This is a genomic window from Pleurocapsa sp. PCC 7319 (genome assembly GCF_000332195.1).
Lineage (GTDB): Bacteria > Cyanobacteriota > Cyanobacteriia > Cyanobacteriales > Xenococcaceae > Waterburya.
The window spans coordinates 4978029-4994929 of record NZ_KB235922.1; the positions used below are offsets into that span (position 1 = coordinate 4978029).

General features: G+C 40.1%; 14 protein-coding genes. 5 read left to right on the top strand and 9 right to left on the bottom strand.

Annotated elements, in window-relative coordinates; all coding sequences use genetic code 11:
• Positions 1-218: 218 nt before the first annotated feature.
• From PLEUR7319_RS0126705 to PLEUR7319_RS0126730, 6 genes are all read right to left on the bottom strand, one after another.
• Positions 219-1079, bottom strand: coding sequence for a mechanosensitive ion channel family protein (locus tag PLEUR7319_RS0126705; RefSeq protein ID WP_019508295.1), 861 nt, complete (start codon positions 1077-1079; stop codon positions 219-221).
• 2 nt (positions 1080-1081) lie between these two features.
• Positions 1082-2239 carry a hypothetical protein gene (locus PLEUR7319_RS0126710; RefSeq protein ID WP_019508296.1) on the bottom strand — a complete coding sequence of 386 codons (1158 nt, stop codon included), beginning with the start codon at positions 2237-2239 and terminating at the stop codon, positions 1082-1084.
• Positions 2240-2294: 55 nt separating this feature from the next.
• A complete protein-coding gene (gene hxpB / locus PLEUR7319_RS0126715; protein WP_063822253.1) occupies positions 2295-2960 on the bottom strand; it encodes a hexitol phosphatase HxpB in 666 nt (221 codons plus the stop codon).
• Positions 2961-3067: 107 nt separating this feature from the next.
• Entirely contained in the window at positions 3068-3613 is a 546-nt protein-coding gene (locus PLEUR7319_RS0126720) for a GNAT family N-acetyltransferase (RefSeq protein ID WP_051044474.1), read from the bottom strand.
• Between the two features lie 143 nt (positions 3614-3756).
• Positions 3757-4701 carry a heme o synthase gene (locus PLEUR7319_RS0126725; protein WP_019508299.1) on the bottom strand — a complete coding sequence of 315 codons (945 nt, stop codon included), beginning with the start codon at positions 4699-4701 and terminating at the stop codon, positions 3757-3759.
• 159 nt (positions 4702-4860) lie between these two features.
• Positions 4861-5784, bottom strand: a complete 924-nt coding sequence (locus PLEUR7319_RS0126730) for a heme A synthase (protein ID WP_019508300.1) — start codon at positions 5782-5784, stop codon at positions 4861-4863.
• Between the two features lie 492 nt (positions 5785-6276).
• Here PLEUR7319_RS0126730 and PLEUR7319_RS0126735 point away from each other — a divergent pair, with 492 nt between their 5' ends.
• The 3 genes from PLEUR7319_RS0126735 to PLEUR7319_RS0126745 all read left to right on the top strand — a co-directional run bounded on the left by PLEUR7319_RS0126735 (position 6277) and on the right by PLEUR7319_RS0126745 (position 9757).
• Positions 6277-7239 carry a cytochrome c oxidase subunit II gene (locus PLEUR7319_RS0126735; protein WP_026102807.1) on the top strand — a complete coding sequence of 321 codons (963 nt, stop codon included), beginning with the start codon at positions 6277-6279 and terminating at the stop codon, positions 7237-7239.
• A 42-nt stretch (positions 7240-7281) separates the two neighbouring features.
• Positions 7282-8970 (top strand): cytochrome c oxidase subunit I, encoded by a 1689-nt coding sequence (gene ctaD, locus PLEUR7319_RS0126740; protein WP_019508302.1) that lies wholly within the window; start codon positions 7282-7284, stop codon positions 8968-8970.
• A 166-nt stretch (positions 8971-9136) separates the two neighbouring features.
• The gene (locus PLEUR7319_RS0126745) at positions 9137-9757 is read left to right on the top strand and encodes a heme-copper oxidase subunit III (protein WP_019508303.1); all 621 of its coding nucleotides are present in this window, start codon (positions 9137-9139) and stop codon (positions 9755-9757) included.
• Between the two features lie 160 nt (positions 9758-9917).
• Here the strand turns inward: PLEUR7319_RS0126745 and PLEUR7319_RS0126750 are convergent, their stop codons facing one another.
• The 3 genes from PLEUR7319_RS0126750 to PLEUR7319_RS0126760 all read right to left on the bottom strand — a co-directional run bounded on the left by PLEUR7319_RS0126750 (position 9918) and on the right by PLEUR7319_RS0126760 (position 12093).
• Entirely contained in the window at positions 9918-10349 is a 432-nt protein-coding gene (locus PLEUR7319_RS0126750; RefSeq protein WP_019508304.1) for a DUF29 domain-containing protein, read from the bottom strand.
• A 115-nt stretch (positions 10350-10464) separates the two neighbouring features.
• On the bottom strand, positions 10465-11634 hold the full coding sequence (locus PLEUR7319_RS0126755) for an LptF/LptG family permease (protein ID WP_019508305.1): 1170 nt from the start codon (positions 11632-11634) through the stop codon (positions 10465-10467).
• A gap of 60 nt (positions 11635-11694) precedes the next feature.
• Positions 11695-12093: a helix-turn-helix domain-containing protein gene (locus PLEUR7319_RS0126760; protein WP_019508306.1), complete on the bottom strand. Its 399-nt coding sequence runs from the start codon at positions 12091-12093 to the stop codon at positions 11695-11697.
• Between the two features lie 94 nt (positions 12094-12187).
• On the opposite strand from PLEUR7319_RS0126760, the gene PLEUR7319_RS0126765 reads away from it, so the two are divergent.
• Positions 12188-13525, top strand: coding sequence for an efflux RND transporter periplasmic adaptor subunit (locus PLEUR7319_RS0126765; RefSeq protein WP_019508307.1), 1338 nt, complete (start codon positions 12188-12190; stop codon positions 13523-13525).
• Positions 13526-13544: 19 nt separating this feature from the next.
• Positions 13545-16796 (top strand): efflux RND transporter permease subunit, encoded by a 3252-nt coding sequence (locus PLEUR7319_RS0126770; protein ID WP_019508308.1) that lies wholly within the window; start codon positions 13545-13547, stop codon positions 16794-16796.
• The last annotated feature ends 105 nt before the right edge of the window (positions 16797-16901 follow it).

Below are 16901 nucleotides of genomic sequence, written 5' to 3' on the forward strand. Positions count from 1 at the left end.
CGAGTGAAATTACAGTGTGGACAATCCGTAGTAAATAATGAGAAATAGCTTATGTGATTTCCCAGCTTAATTCTGATAGTTTCCTTAAACTGACTTCAATTGTGTAACTTTTTGATTGCATCTATATTTGTTGTCTATTTTCAAGATCGGCATATTATTCAATTGGAGAAAGCTGTTTTACGATTTGGTTCATTGCGATCGCAATGACTTTAATTGATCTAATTCTGCTCCATATCTAGCAAACGAGGATAAGCCAGCTTATATTTAGCAAACGCTTTTTTAGCTTTATTGGTTAAGTCAGTTTGATAGGTAAATTCATCTCGTGCATCCAAGGGGTAGCTTTTGAGCTTAAAATGAGTCCCATAAGGTGTTTCTGCCATAGCTACAACAATAGGAAGTTCTAATTGTGTATATCTGCTAGTATGGGCTGCTCGATATAAAATTTTAGTGACTAGCTCTGTATCTACTTCATGAGCAAAGTAAAATTCAGTAATCACCTGTGCTTCTAATTCTCCTGCATTGGAGTTAGAAATAGATTCCGTCCAAATTTTACTGTGGGGAACGGTTACAGTATTGTCACTAGGGGTTTGAAGACGAATTCCTCGCAGTCCATAACGGACTACCTCTCCATAATCTTCGCCTATTTTAATGCGATCGCCCACTCGATAAGAACCTTCAAAAATACCCACGATACCTGCAATAATCGAACTGGCATAATCTTTAAAAGCAAATCCCAAAGCTACTGCTGCCGCACCTGTTACGGCAATGATGTTCTCTCGCGACAAATTAAGAAATAAATTCATCAAAGTTATGACAGTAGTACCAAGTGCTACCGTCCTTAAAACAGGAATGAATTGCTTAACCTGCAATCGCCATTCCCTAGCAATTCTTTCAGAAACCCAAATAATTAACCAATCAATTATTCTCAAAGAGACATAGCAGAGTAATACAATTAATATTGCCTGGGTAACTTTCCAGGTAGTAATTTTGCTCAAAAGTTGCTTTGTTTCTTCGGCAGTTTCTTGAGCCGCATCCCCAGCAGATTGAGCTAAGACATACCAATTAAAATATAAAGCCATAATTAAAGAATAAAGTTGTTGTTGATTAGTTCCTGCTTTAGTTTGGGATAGTAAATAGGATTAATTTTAAGGATCTCGTCGAACTCTTTGACTAAACCTTCTCCGCGCAGAAATTTAATTTGCTTTCTTACTTTCGATTCTTTGTCACCAATACTATGTGCCAAAGTAGATAGGGTTATATCTCCGTGAAGTAACAAAAAATATAAGAGATAATGATGCGCTGATTCTAATTCAGGCAAATTAGGTAATTCTGGGCTTTCAACAGTCAAAAAACCTTGCTTTTGCTCGTTTTCATCATCGGGAAGTTGATAGTTAACGGAAGCTAAAAAAGCTTGTAGGGCAATTACGCTAATCCCTCTAGAAATTGAGGCTAAATCTTCAAAGTAGATAGTCTCGGCATCTTTATCTCCTTCTAAAATTTGTGATTCAAACCGTGGATCGGCAAAGGTAATATTTAATTCCGATGTGATTGGTTTGAGCCACTCTCGCAAACTGTCGCTTTTTATTTCAGGTAGACGACAAACTCGACCACAATCGGCTTCTAGATCGGAGATAGAATTTAGATAGTCCCAAGAGACTTTACCTGTGGCGATAATCCAAAACCGAGAAGAGTCATGCAATAGCATTTTTTGCAAATAGTCGATACCATCCAAACCATCCATCGAGCGCAAAAAACACCAGCTAAGATTGGGAATAACCATTACCTCTGGCTGTTGTCGAGCAATATCTCCTGCTTCTCGTTTCAAATACTGCTGGAGTTTTAATTCAATCGAATCAACGTCTGCTGGTCGCTCGTTCCAGGGTAAAATCTTAACCGATACCTGCTTTTGGGTTGACCAGTTTTCGAGAATTGTAATGATAATGCGCGAGACGACCATTACAGGGCTGGTGAGGATGACAATAGAGTTTTCTGCACGTTGAGGATGAGCGCGCCATTTTTCAAACGCTTCATCGATAGAAGTACGAATTACCTCAGTGTCGGCTGGATTATCGGCTAGCTGGTTAGTTAATGCAATTAACTTTTCTCTGAGAGATGACGGTAACTCGACTAAAGATCTTGTCGGTTCTTGTAATTGATTACGGTCTTTGGTATACCAAGAGAAGACAAAGCTACGACTTTCAAAAATCCAAGTTTTAAAACGTTTGAGTATCGTAGACATTGTGATTGCAGCAGAATTGTTAACAACAAATGTAGTGAGACCACTAGATGCTAATTTACAGGATTACGTTAATTTTATTCCAGACATCATCGTTAAATTCTTCAAGAGATTTGAGAATAACATCGGTGATCGCAAATTTAGGATTATCGTATTCTAACGGTTCTGGTATGGCGATACACTTCATTTGGGCAGCTTTGGCAGCTAAGACCCCATTTAAAGAATCTTCTATGGCAAGACACTCCTGAGGCAAAACATTTAATTTATTAGCAGTGGTTAAATATACCCCAGGATGAGGTTTACCTAAAACTTCTGACTCCGCTGAATAGACCTCTTCAAAAGCATTAATGAGATTGAGTTTGTGTAGTGCAGCCTGAATAATTTTTGAGTAGGAGGAGGAAGCCAGAGCAATTTTCACTTGTTTTTGTCTGGTAAAAGACACGGCATAATCTACACCTTTAAGTGGCTTCCCTTTAGTATGAATTAGCTCAATCAACTTAGCAACAATTAACTGCTCAACTTTTTCCGGCGAAAGATTAGCCCAAGGTAACTTTTGATACCAATAATCTACCACCTCGTCTATTCTCAAGCCTTTGGTTTGCAAACAGAGTTCAGGAGTGAGCATAATATTGATTTGTTTAAAGATTTCTATTTCTGCCTCTTGCCACAGAGGCTCAGAATCTATTAGCAAGCCATCCATGTCGAAAATTACTGCTTTGATCACTACTCTATAAAGTTTAAATTGAGGGGCGAATCTTATGACTCTGAACTAACCTATAACATATAACTCCGAACTTTTTTAGCATTCATCATTCCAGAATTGGCAGACTACTACCTATCAAAATCTTGGGGGATAAAAGAATAAACTATTGCATCATGGAATTTACTATGGATTAATAGTCTATTTCTGCTTACTCCTTCCTTAAAAGCTCCCGATCTTACGGCAACTTTCTGGCTAGAAAAATTTTCTACTGAAGCTACGATTTCGATGCGTTTTAGCTGCAATTCTTGGATGCCAAATTGAACTAATAGCTTAGTCGCTTCAGTAGCGTAACCTTTCCCTGTAGCTCCAGTTTTCAACCAGTAGCCTAAATTACCAGACCAAGGTAATGATCTAATACCTATTCCACAACCACCAACTATTGCACCTTGGCGATCTCGAATACTAAAGCCGAACTCTTTTCCCTCATCCCAACGCTGAGGTCTTGTTTTTAACCATTCCTCAGTTTCAGTAATCGTGTAATTAGGATGACACCAAGGTAGCCAGGGATAGACACGATCTATGGAGACCCTAATTGCTTCAAATAGCTGGTGAAGATCTTCTACGGTGTATTTTTGCAAAACAACTAAATCAGATTGAAGGCGATTGGATTTCATTATTAAGACCATCGCGTTTTCAATGAATTTAGATCAATTGCTATAGCGATACGGACTTACATTAGGACACTCATTACTCATTACTCATTACTTACGAGTAATCAAATAAACTTATCCTAATATAACTTTGTACGGCTAAATTCCTATCCGCCACAAGTAAATACCATACCGAGCAACTGGTGAGTAATAGGCAAAGTATCAATAATCATGGCAACACATAAAAGCATCATGTAAAAGATGGAATACTTAAACATTCCCCGGGCTAGTTGATTGTTGGTTGGATCTTGCTTTAATTCCCAGGCTTTGTAAAGAAACTTATAACCAAGATAAAGAGCGATCGCACCATAGACTATGCCTAAGTTTCCCAGAGGATACATCAGTAATAAGCTACAGGGTACTACCAGCCAAGTATAGATCCAGATTTGCTGGACAGTTATTTCTTCTCCTTTAACCACAGGTAGCATGGGTATTCCTACTTCAGCATAATCATCTTTAATCATTAGTGCTAAAGCCCAGAAGTGGGGAGGAGTCCAGAGAAAGATAATGGCAAATAATAACCAAGGAATAATATTTAGATCTCCAGTTACCGCGGCCCAACCAACTAAAGGGGGAATCGATCCTGCTGCACCACCAATCACAATATTCTGGGTCGAATAACGTTTCAGCCAATGAGTATACACCAACATATAAAAGACAATACCCGACATTGCTAGCAGCGCGGACAGTAAATTAGCAAACAAGGTTAATAAAGAAAAAGATAATACCCCTAAAACAACAGCAAAAATCAAGGCGTGACGGGGTTGTACTTTACCTGAGGGGATCGGACGTTTACGAGTCCGGATCATAGTGTAGTCAATATCTTGATCGTAAATGCAGTTGAATACTTGAGCTGAAGCTGCCGCTAATGTTCCTCCAAGTAAAGTGATTAACAGCAAAAAGGGATCTACTCTCCCTTGAGAGGCGATCCACATCGACGCAGCAGTGGTAATCAACAGCAACGGAATAATTCTTGGCTTGGTTAACTGATAATAGCTTTTGATTATTTCAGCCAAGTTTTGATTGCGCTGGGTGATACTTGTCCCTGTCATTATAATTCTTCCTAAAATTTGTGTTTTTTTATTTACTGATGTTACGCAGCTCAATGAGATTTCAGTAGTTTCAGTAATTATTTGAGGACGAAATATTATGGGTTTCAGTCCTGACGTACGTAACATCAGTTATTTAGAGTGCTGTTGCCGAACTAATAACTAAATGATCGATGTTTGATTTTTGTGATCCCGTATAGCTAAAACTGTAAAAGCCACTAGTACTCCTAATAAACTCGCTCCTACTGCTTGATGAGTAACGGTCAACGGTTCTACTTGTAGATGTAATTTAAAGGTGGCAATACCAAGTAGAATTTGTAGACTAATTAATACTGCGGCTACGTTAGCTAAGACCCGAAGACTTTTATGTAAGCCAGCAGTTTTCCAAGCAAACCAGACTACGGCAATAGTTGCTAAAGTTGGGGGGACGACTCCTAAAATATGAGCATTCATCACACTACATAGCTGTGAACCAGCAAAACACTGATGTAACGCCCAACGAGAGCCAACTAATCCGCCTATAATGCTTTGAAAATAAACTAGAAATGTCGCACTTAAGCCCAGCCAGCGAAGCTTTCCTGCCGCTCTGGTTCCCTGGTATGGTAGTAATGCTGTACCAATTATGATTAGGGTAGTAAAAAACAATAGTGCTGTGCCTAAATGCGCCGTAACAATATCAAAACGTAATAGCTGGGTTACGGTAAGTCCTCCTAAGATGCCTTGGAAAACAATCAGGAATAAGGCAAAGATCGCAGCCCAAGGGAGCCATTTTGGCAATACTTGACGATACCACCAAGTTAGACCAGATAAAGCGATCGCACTAAAGCCAATTAGAGCAGCGTCTAAGCGATGAAACCATTCGAGAAATACTTGGAGATTCATCTGTCGGCTAGGTACTAATTGACCATAACACAATGGCCAATCTGGACAGGCCAACCCGGCATTCATTACCCTGGTGGCACTTCCTACCGCCATTAAAAGTAAAGTGGCGATCGCCATTTTCCAGACTAGACGACGAATCCAAACCTGGGGCTGTGATGTTTCTTGGATACTGTTGATTTGCGGTTGAAAGACTGATTCGGTCATAGCACACTCGATTGAGATAAAACTTTACCAAAAGTAATAGTTATTGCTTATATTTTTAACTTCTGATTAGATTTCTAATTTTTCGGTTTTCTCTTATCCTACTCTAGCCAGCTTTTTCTAATAGTTTGATCTTTTTAGATATTCTTCAGATTGAGTCAAGATATACTCTATAAAACTTAAAATTCATAAAGAAAAAATTAAATTTAAAAGCAAATATCAAATTTATCGATTAAGTCTACATTTCAAGGATTGACAGATCCCGAAAAAAAACTAAAGAATTAGGTTTAGCAGTAATAACTTTAGCTTCTTAGCTGATTTATCACCTAGTAATTTGTTTTAATCTAAATAAGTGAACAAAATATAATTTTGTAGTTGAAATTCTCGTAATTATTCCCTCAACAAAAATTGTTTGTAAATAATAAATTAGAAACAAAGAGCAGATAGTGGTTTTTTTAAGCCGCTGATGCCGAAAACACTCACTCAATCCTTACCGTGAATATTCCCAGCAATATAATTACCCTCATAGCCGGCGTAGCACTGACTTTAATCAGTCTATGGTACGGTCAAAATCATGGACTAATGCCCTTCGCTGCATCTAATGATGCGGGAGAGGTAGACGAGTTGTTCAACTTTATGATGACCATTGCCACTGGTCTATTTCTGATAGTAGAAGGAGTTTTGGTCTACTCTCTATTTAAATTTCGCCGTCGAAAAGATGACTTTACTGATGGACCTCCAGTTGAAGGCAATGTACCTTTAGAAATTTTCTGGACTGCTATTCCTACTGTGATTGTCTTTATTTTAGCTATCTACAGTTTTGAAATTTACAATCGCATGGGAGGCTTAGACCCAATGGTATCAGGAGATTCTGGTCCCATGATCGCCCATGCTAATCAGCACTCGGAATTAGTAGCATTAGACTCTAATCGGCAAAACATAGCTTTGGGACTGGGTGTTTCACCAGGCTCAGAACAGGGTATAGATCCTTTGCAAGTAAAAGTTAATGGCATTCAGTATGCTTGGATTTTTACTTATCCTGATAGCGGAGTGATTTCAGGGGAAATACACGTTCCAGTTAATCGTCCTGTGGCTCTAAATATGACCGCAGGAGACGTGATTCACGCTTTCTGGCTACCTCAATTTCGGATCAAACAAGATGTAATCCCTGGTAGAGAAACTAGTTTGGTCTTTACTCCCAATAAAGTCGGTCAATATCCCGTAATCTGCGCTGAATTATGTGGTGCATATCATGGCGGAATGAAAACGCAGCTTTACGTTCAAAGCGAAGAAGATTATCAACAATGGGTTCAGGACAATACTTTTGCTATGAAAGAAGATATAGATGAATCTTCCGTTGCAGTTAATCCTGCTGCTAGTTCCGATCAAGAATTTTTAGCCCCTTATGCCGATGACCTTGGGGTTGATGCCGATTCTTTAGCTCAATTGCAACCTTGAAAAGCTATTAGCTGATTAATATCAATCAGATTTTCAAATTATATGAGTACAACAATCGAAAAAAAAGTCCCGGCTGTATCTGACGGGCATCAAAAACATCCTGAAAGGAAGTGGCAGGACTACTTTGGCTTTAGTACCGACCATAAAGTGATCGCTATTCAATACTTAACTACTTCTTTCATTTTCTACTTTATCGGTGGCGCATTAGCTGAAGTGATGCGAACTGAGCTTGCTACTCCTGACCCTGATTTTATTCAGCCCGATTTTTATAATCAGGCGATGACCATGCACGGGTCAATTATGTTGTTTCTGTGGATTATTCCTGCGGGAGCAGCTTTTGCCAACTTTTTAATTCCCCTTATGATTGGGGCAGAAGATATGGCTTTTCCCCGTCTCAATGGGGTGGCATTTTGGATGATTCCTCCTGGAGGTATTTTCTTTCTCAGTAGCTTTTTTGTCGAGTCTGGGACAGCCCAAGCTGGCTGGACTTCTTATCCGCCCTTGAGTTTAATGACTGGCACCTGGGGAGAAGAAATTTGGATTCTCAGCGTATTACTTTTGGGGACATCTTCTCTTTTGGGAGCAATTAACTTTGCCACCACTATGCTACTGATGCGGATGCCTGATATGGATATCCACAGTATGCCTCTATTTTGTTGGTCCATGCTAGCGACTTCTGCTTTGATCCTACTTGGTACCCCCGTATTGGCAGCAGCTCTAATCCTACTTTCCTTTGACTTAATTGCGGGGACGGCATTCTTCAATCCTGTGGGGGGAGGGGATCCGATAGTTTACCAGCATATGTTCTGGTTCTATTCTCATCCGGCAGTATATATTATGATTTTGCCATTTTTTGGCGCAATCTCTGATATTCTACCCGTCCATGCTCGCAAACCAATCTTTGGCTACAGAGCGATCGCCTATTCTAGCTTGGCAATTAGTTTCCTCGGTCTCATTGTCTGGGCGCATCATATGTTCTCCAGTGGAACTCCTGGATGGCTCAGGATGTTCTTTATGGCAACCACAATGATTATTGCTGTACCTACTGGAATTAAGGTATTTAGCTGGTGTGCTACGCTTTGGGGTGGAAAACTCAGCCTCAACAGTGCCCTGTTGTTCGCCGTTGGCTTTCTCTCATCTTTCTTAATTGGTGGCTTAAGTGGCGTAATGTTGGCTGCCGTACCTTTTGATATTCATGTCCACGACACTTACTTTATTGTGGCTCATTTCCACTATGTCCTTTTTGGCGGGTCAGTGTTTGGTTTATTTGCGTCAGTTTATCATTGGTTCCCTAAGATGACAGGTCGAATGCTTAACGAAACCTGGGGGAGAATACATTTTGTGATGACCTTTATTGGTTTTAATATTACTTTCTTACCGATGCACCCCTTAGGTTTGCAAGGGATGAACCGTCGTGTTGCTCTTTATGATCCTCAGTTTCAGACTCTAAACATGGTTTGTACTATTGGGTCGTATATTCTGGCATTATCAACTTTTCCCTTTATCATCAATGTTGTTTGGAGTTGGCTCAAAGGTCCGAAAGCACCCCGTAATCCCTGGCGTGCTTTAACTTTAGAATGGCAAACTGCTTCTCCACCAATCATTGAAAACTTTGAAGAGGAACCTGTCTTGTGGGCAGGACCTTATGATTATGGTATTGATACAGAAAGTATTGATGGGGATGAATCAGTAGAGGATATGTTGGCAGCAGTGACTGCCGAAGGTCAATAGAAAAAATTGAGGGATGAGGAAGTAAGGAATAAGTCATTCATATTGGCTCAAAAATTTCACCTTTATAAGCCTTATTCCCTCTTTTATCTCCTCTACTGACAACTTATTAGTAATAATTGACCATTAACAATCAACAGGAACAAAATCAGTTTACTTAAATTAATTTATGCAAGGTTCAACTGTAGATAATAAATCACAAATAGCGATCGCTGCCGAACAAGCTGCAGAAGGGCATCACGAACATCCCGACTTACGGATGATTGGCGTCTATGTCTTCCTACTTTCCGACAGTATGACTTTCCTAGGCTTTTTTGCGGCATTACTTATCTATCGTGCCACTATAGCCGTCTGGCCTCCAGAAGGTACGCCAGAATTGGAATTATTAATCCCAATTATCAATACAGCAATCCTGGTATCTAGTAGCTTTGTAATGCATAAAGGACAAGCTGCTTTAAAAAATAACGATATCAAGGGTTTACAAACTTGGTTTGCGATTACCGCTTTAATGGGCGCGCTCTTCCTTGGAGGACAAGGTTATGAATATCTCCACGCCGAGTTTGGTTTAACTACTAACCTGTTTGCCAGCTGCTTCTTTGTTTTGACTGGATTTCACGGTTTGCACGTTATGACTGGAGTATTATTGATACTCTGTGTTATTTGGCGATCGCGTCAACCAGGTCATTATACTAGCTCCAGCCATTTTGGAGTAGAAGCAGCAGAGATTTATTGGCACTTTGTCGATGTTATTTGGTTAGTGTTGTTTGTTTTGGTCTATCTGATTAATTAACATTGACGGCAACAAATTAAAGCTTGACTTTTTAGGGATGCAAGTATCAGCATCCCTATATTTATGTATTTATAATAAAACTTATTAGATAACGTCTAATTCCTGAGCCTTGGAATTTGGTTCTAAGGCTACGAGATCGAAAATGCGACGCGGGGTGAGCTTACCCAAAATAGTCTTGTTCCATTATTTGCTTAAGCTCCACAAAATTATCTTCAGGTATATCAAATTCAATTTGCCAGGATTCAACCACATCAGCGAAAACTCCAGGGTAAACTTCAGCCATATATTTCTTGAAACTGGGATTTTGTTTAAGTAGCCGATTGATCCGATTACGAAAGTTGACCACTTCGACTTTCCAATGTTTGTAATTCCTTTTTCTCTCAGAATGCCAGTATTGAAGCTTGAGTATATGAGCAATGAGCAATTCTAAATAGCTTTCTAGCGATCGCTTTTGCGATTTACCCATGTCGTCAATTTCATCCAGCAAATTATCCCAGTCCATAGCTTCTAAATCTCGATTGGCGATCGCCGTTTTCATCGCTTCAATCCAAAGATTAAAGTCTGTTTCGTGTAGTTGCTTTAGATCATTCAATATAACCCCATTGCCTCAGCATAGGACATTTCACCTTTCAGGTACATAATTCTGATAACTGATACTGATAGTACTCGTACAAACTCCCAAGTAGTATTAGGAAATGTGATCAATGTCAATAATCGGTTGCTTGCGTCAATAAACCACCTGCCGCACTCAAACCAAGGATATTTGGTAACCATGCTGCTAACCAAGGAGGAACAGCTCCTGAAATTCCCAAAGATTCACAGATAAAAGATAAAAGATAATAAGTAAAAATTAGTCCAATACAAATTCCAAAACTAGTAGCTTTGCCTGAGCTTTGAGGTTTAGCACCAAGAGCAGCACCAATAAGCGCGAATACCAAACAGACAAAGGGTAAAGCAACTTTTGTATGAATACGAACTTGCCATTTACGAATTTTTTGCTCGTCAGCACTATTTTTAATTACTTTTAAATAGTCTCTAGCTTCAAAAATACTCATTTCCTTAATCTTTTTACTTTTTTTGGTAATCTCTAAAGCAGTTTGCGGTAGTGCCAGTTGTTGATGCTGAAAGCGTACTATATTGCTATAGCCACCATCTACTCCTATTAAGTAAATTGTGCCGTTGTAAAAATCCCAGATATTTTCTAATACATTCCATTTAGCCGATCTCGCTGTGACAATTTGGCTAATGGATCTGCGAGAGCGATCTAACACTGTCAGGTTTTTCATTTGCTCCCCATCAAACTCTTCTGCGTAAAATAACCGAGTTAGTACATCTCTGGTATGACCATCCTTGGTCGTGATCTCTGAGTATTCATCAAATAAAATATTATCCGTATCAAAATCAGGCGTAGTTGTCCCTAATGCTTCCTTAAGAGTTACTGTAGCCTGATAGTTGGCAGCTGGGGCAACAAAGTTATTAAAAAAAAAGGTAATAGCTACAATACACAAACTAAAAGCGATCGCTGGCAAAATTAAACGATAGATATTAACTCCGATGCTGCGTAAAGCTACTAGTTCACTATCACTAGAAAGACGACTATAAGTCATTAATGTTGCCAATAAGATTGACATGGGAAAAGCCAAGACAATAAACTCAGGCATTTTAAGTATTAATACCTTGGCAGCAACTCCCCAAAAAAGTCCTGAATCTGTTACCTTACGAATCAATTCAAATACTGCACCAATCGATAAGCCCAGAGAAGTAAAAATCCCCATCCCGAACAAGAAAGGCAAAATCAGCTCTCTAATGATGTAGAGGTTCATTACGGATAAACCTAAACTTGCTCGATCAAATAGTTTGAGTGCAGCGATTTTCATGTCATGTTTGGAAAAAGTAAAGATTTAGCTATAACCTAACTTTAATTTTGAATTTTATAATTACTCAGAATTTAGTGATTTATTCGAGGAAACATCTTGGTTTCGGCGATCGCAAATTAATTGTAATTCTGATTGATGTGCCTCTGCCCAGTTCGCCAATACTTGCAGTGGCTCAATTAACTTGTTGCCGAAAACAGTCAAATTATACTCTGTCTTGGGAGGGACGACAGGGTAAACTGTTCGCTGTACAATGTTGTCTGATTCCAACCGTCTTAAGGTCTGGGTCAACATTTTTTTTGATATTCCTGGTATTGCGCGCTGTAATTCACTATATCGTTTTGTACCTTGAGTTAAAACATACAAAACGGGCAGAGTCCATTTGTCACCAATAATGCTAATTACCTGGCGTAAGGCACAGTCTTGATTGAGTAAAGGTGTTTGAGCTTTTTCGGAAACCATAAGGTAACTATATTACCATTAAGTTTCTACTTGCGATAAAGAGTCTAGTTGCGTCATATTATAGGCAAGATTTTAATTATTTATTTATATTGTTATGACACACAATAGTGTTCATGCTAGTAAAGCTATAGGTATATCTTTGTTATTTTTAGTTTTGACAGGCTGCGGTAAACAACCAGTAGCTCAAACTCCTCCTGCTGCTGTTGCAGTCGAAATTGAGGATTTAGGTAGTAACAAAGTTCGAACGAGTTCCGAGTTTGTGGGCAACTTAGAAGCCAAACAAAGAGTTGCTCTGGCTCCGAGGGTTGACGGTAGGGTTGTTGAAATCGCAGTACAAGAAGGAGATCAGGTCAAAAAAGGTGACTTGATTTTTCAATTGCAACTTACTAGAGAGCAAGGCGAGGTAGAGGCAGCGCAGTCGGAAGTTAATATTCAACGAGCTAATGTAAGCAATGCTGAAGCTGAGTTGAGAGCTACTGAAGCTGAGGTAGCAAGTGCCGAGGCAGCGGTGGAACAAAGTCAAGCAGATTTAAGAGAGCAAGAAGCTGAATTAGAGCTAGCTAAAACCAACTTAGAAAGAACTAAATTTTTAGTTAAGCAGGGAGCACAATCACAACAAGATTTAGACGATCGCACTAAAGATTTGGATGCGGCAAAAGCCCAGATAGATGCCCTCAAAGCAGCCTTAAATTCTAATCAAAAAGCTCTTAGGGCTAACCGAGAACGAGTCAACTCTGCTAGATCGGCGATCGCCAGGCAACAAGCGTCTCTTAAGCAAGCCCAGGCGAGGGTGGGCATAGCCACCGATAATCTAGATTTTAATCGCATTGTTGCGCCGATAGATGGCGTAGTGGCTAATATACAGCCCAAAGTTGGCGATTACTTAGAGGCAGGAGACCAAGTCACCAGTATCACTCACTCTCATACCTTAGAGTTAAATATTGGCGTTCCTGTAGAGCAGGCTTCTCGTCTAGAATTAGGATTACCCGTAGAAATTATCGACCGTCAGGGAAAGGCGATCTCCGAAGGAGATATTAGCTTTATTTCCCCCCGAGCCGATAGAAGTAGCCAAGCAATTTTAGTTAAAGCGGTATTCAACAACGACGGTAGATTGAGAGATGACAGCTTTGCCAGAGCCAGAATTATTTGGTCAGAACAAACTGGGATTTTAATCCCTACCGAAGCCGTGTCCCGTATTGCTGGCAAAAACTTTGTCTTTGTTGCTCAAGAAGCCGAACAAGAAGATGGCTCAACCGCTCTTGTCGCCAAACAAAGACTGGTTGAACTAGGGGCGATTCAGGGTCAGTCATATCAAGTTATTTCAGGTTTATCATCGGGCGATAAATTAATTACCTCTGGCATTCTTAATCTTGCTGATGGCACTCCCATCTCGACAGAATCCGTTACTAGCCAGGTAATCAGTAATCAGTAATCAGTAATCAGTAATCAAAATGCTTTTGAGTATTGCCAATACTTTTATCAAACGCCCAGTATTAACGACGGTATGTGCTGCCATAATCGTCTTGATTGGGGGTATCAGTATTCCCATGCTGCCAATCTCCCAATTACCTCAAGTGGCCCCAATTCAGGTAGAAGTGAATTCTTCTTACATTGGTGCTGATGCTGAGACAACGGAAACCAACGTTACCTCCATTATTGAGCGAGAAATTAATGGGGTGGAGAATATGAGCTACATATCGTCTAATACGAGTAATGATGGTATTAGCAATATTGTGGTTTCTTTTCCTCCCAGTACAGATCGGGATATTGCTCAGGTCAACGTACAGAATCGAGTTGCCCTATCAGAGCCACAGTTACCAGGGTCGGTACAACAAACTGGAGTAACGGTTCAGAAATCTTCCCCAGACTTATTGCTGGGGATTGCTTTTTATGCGGAAAATGGCGAATATGATGACTTATTTCTCAGTAATTATCTCGATCTTTATCTAGTTGATCAGGTAAAGAGAATTGAAGGGGTCGGACGAGCTATTATTTTCGGGGAAAGAAAATATGCGATGCGCCTTTGGCTCGATCCTGATGCTCTTGCCGCGCGTAATTTAGGCTCAGAAGACGTGGTTGCCGCCCTAGAAGAACAAAATATTCAAGTGGGTGCCGGTAAAATTGGTCAACAGCCTTCTCCCAATGAGCAAAGATTTGAGTTTACTCTCCGCGCTGCCAGTAGATTAGAGAGCGTGAAAGAATTTGAAAATTTAGTAGTAGGCAGAGGAGAGCAAGGTAATTTAATTAAGCTCAAGGATGTTGGCAGAGCTGAATTAGGGGCAGAAAATTATGATACTACGGCTAAATTCAAGGGCAATCCTGCCGTCGGGATGGGGGTATTTCAGCTTCCTGGTAGTAACGCTTTAGAAGTTGGTAGTGCAGTTAAAGAAGTAGTTGCCGAATTAGCAAATGACTTTCCGCCAGGAATGAATTATGAAATTGCTCTAGATACCACTGAATTTGTGCAAGTATCGATGACAGAGGTAGTTAAAACTCTGGTGCAGGCAATTTTATTGGTAGTCTTAATCATTTTTATTTTCCTCCAAGACTGGCGTACCACGATTATTCCCGCGATCGCCATTCCTGTATCTTTAATTGGAGCCTTTGCCTTCCTGAATGTTTTTGGGTTTCAGATCAATACTCTTACTCTGTTTGCGATGGTGCTGTCTACAGGGTTGGTAGTAGACGATGGCATCGTGGTAGTAGAAGCGATCGCGACCAAGGTGGAACGGGGAATGAAACCGCGGATTGCAGCGATCGACACAATGAACGAGTTAAGCGGAGCGGTAATTGCTACATCTTTGGTCTTGGCAGCAGTATTTATTCCTGTGTCCTTCTTCCCTGGTTCAACGGGAGTGATCTTTAAACAGTTTGCTTTAACCATTGTCTTTGCGATCACTCTTTCAACTTTTAACGCTCTAACTTTCTCTCCTACAATGGCAGGTCTTTTATTGCGCCCAGCCAAGGAAAGAAAAGGGGTTTTAGGCTGGTTTTTCAACAAGTTTAATCAGGTATTTGGCTGGATTACAGCCAAATATGCCCAGGCGATTACATTTTTAACTAAAAAATATGTTCGTCCTTTTGTTTTAGCTGGTTTTACTGCTCTAATTATATTTACCTATTTTCTCTATAATTTGATTCCGACAGGGTTTATCCCCGAGGAAGATCAAGGTTATTTCTTTACCATCGTTCAAGCACCTGATGGAGTATCCCTTAACTATACTCAAGAAGTTATGGAGCAAATTGGCGAGAAAATTGGCAACGACAAAGACATAAATAGCTATTTTGCCCTCAGTGGCTTTGGCTTTGAAGGAAACGGCAGTAACCGTGGTTTCGTTTTTGGAAAACTCAAACCTTGGTCGGAAAGACCAAAGGAAAGTCAATCAGTATATTCAATATTGGGTCGTCTTAATGGCTCTTTTCAGAGCGTTCTTGGCGCACAGGCTTTTGCAGTTAATGCTCCTCCTGTAAGAGGTCTCAGTACTTTTGGTGGTTTTGAATTCCAATTACAGGATCGTCGGGGTTTACCAATTTCAGTATTGATAGAAAACGCCAATAAAGTGATTGGCGCTGCTAATCAAAGACCGGAAATTGGAGCAGCATTTACTCAATTTGCCGCCAATACGCCTCAGATAGAGGTAGAGGTCAATCGCGATCGCGCTAAAGCTTTAGAAATTGACATCGACGATATTTTTGATACCCTCCAATCCTATTTAGGCTCTAGATATGTTAACGATTTTGTTCTAGGACAAAGACAGTATCGAGTTTATATTCAGGCTGATGGAGATTTTCGCTCTAATCCTCAAGATATTCGTAAGCTTTATGTCCGCTCTGCAAGTGGACAGTTAGTGTCGTTGGATACTTTAGTTCAACTGAAGGAATTTACCGGTCCCCAAACTATTACCCATTACAATCTCTTCCGGTCGATCAAAATTCAAGGGTCTCCTGCTCCCGGCTATAGTACTGGACAGGCTATTCAGGCAATGGAAGAGGTGGCAGCGGAAATATTACCCGCTAGTTTAGGTTATGAATGGACTGGTACTGCTCTAGAAGAAAAATCGGCAGGCGGACAGTCAGCGATTATCTTTGGCTTAGGCTTATTGATGGCATTTCTAGTCCTAGCAGCCCAATACGAAAGCTATATTGACCCAATTATCATTATGCTGACAGTGCCTTTAGCAGTCCTAGGCGCGATCGCTGCTATTTGGCTAAGGGCGAATCTGCTTCAAGCAGGTAGTATTTGGCCTGTAATTAATAATGATGTTTATGTCCAAGTTGGGCTGGTGATGCTGATTGGTCTAGCCAGTAAAAACGCAATTCTGATTGTCGAGTATGCTAATCAACTCAAAGAACAAGGATTAAATAACGTTAAAGCCGCAATTAAGGCGGGACAAGAACGTTTTCGCCCCATTTTGATGACTGCTATTTCTAGTTTGGTTGGTTTCTATCCCTTAGTTATCGCAACTGGGGCGGGTGCATCTAGCCGTTGGTCGTTAGGTACAGCAGTATTCGGAGGATTACTCTTTGCTACGGTTCTTTCTTTATTCCTAGTACCTTCTCTTTATATCATGATCAAAAGTTTAGAATCCCTAATCAGAAGGGATAAAGGTACAGGAAGCTCTAATAATTCCCATAATAATGGTCATAAGAGTAATGCTGAATTTCCAACTAAACCAGAAACAGAGGTAGAGTTAACTTCTTAGTTATTTATTTGAGCAATATCCATAATTAATTTTTAAGAGCTTGGCACCATCAGGCTCTTTTTATTGTGGGATTAAGCAGAGCAATATCAGTTAAAATTCAACGAG

Bases quoted from the DNA above. Each gene is read 5' to 3' on its own strand.
- PLEUR7319_RS0126705 (WP_019508295.1), bottom strand. From the start codon at position 1,079: ATGGCTTTATATTTTAATTGGTATGTCTTAGCTCAATCTGCTGGGGAT.
- PLEUR7319_RS0126710 (WP_019508296.1), bottom strand. From the start codon at position 2,239: ATGTCTACGATACTCAAACGTTTTAAAACTTGGATTTTTGAAAGTCGT.
- PLEUR7319_RS0126720 (WP_051044474.1), bottom strand. From the start codon at position 3,613: ATGAAATCCAATCGCCTTCAATCTGATTTAGTTGTTTTGCAAAAATAC.
- PLEUR7319_RS0126725 (WP_019508299.1), bottom strand. From the start codon at position 4,701: ATGACAGGGACAAGTATCACCCAGCGCAATCAAAACTTGGCTGAAATA.
- PLEUR7319_RS0126730 (WP_019508300.1), bottom strand. From the start codon at position 5,784: ATGACCGAATCAGTCTTTCAACCGCAAATCAACAGTATCCAAGAAACA.
- ctaD (WP_019508302.1), top strand. From the start codon at position 7,282: ATGAGTACAACAATCGAAAAAAAAGTCCCGGCTGTATCTGACGGGCAT.
- PLEUR7319_RS0126745 (WP_019508303.1), top strand. From the start codon at position 9,137: ATGCAAGGTTCAACTGTAGATAATAAATCACAAATAGCGATCGCTGCC.
- PLEUR7319_RS0126755 (WP_019508305.1), bottom strand. From the start codon at position 11,634: ATGAAAATCGCTGCACTCAAACTATTTGATCGAGCAAGTTTAGGTTTA.
- PLEUR7319_RS0126760 (WP_019508306.1), bottom strand. From the start codon at position 12,093: ATGGTTTCCGAAAAAGCTCAAACACCTTTACTCAATCAAGACTGTGCC.
- PLEUR7319_RS0126765 (WP_019508307.1), top strand. From the start codon at position 12,188: ATGACACACAATAGTGTTCATGCTAGTAAAGCTATAGGTATATCTTTG.
- PLEUR7319_RS0126770 (WP_019508308.1), top strand. From the start codon at position 13,545: ATGCTTTTGAGTATTGCCAATACTTTTATCAAACGCCCAGTATTAACG.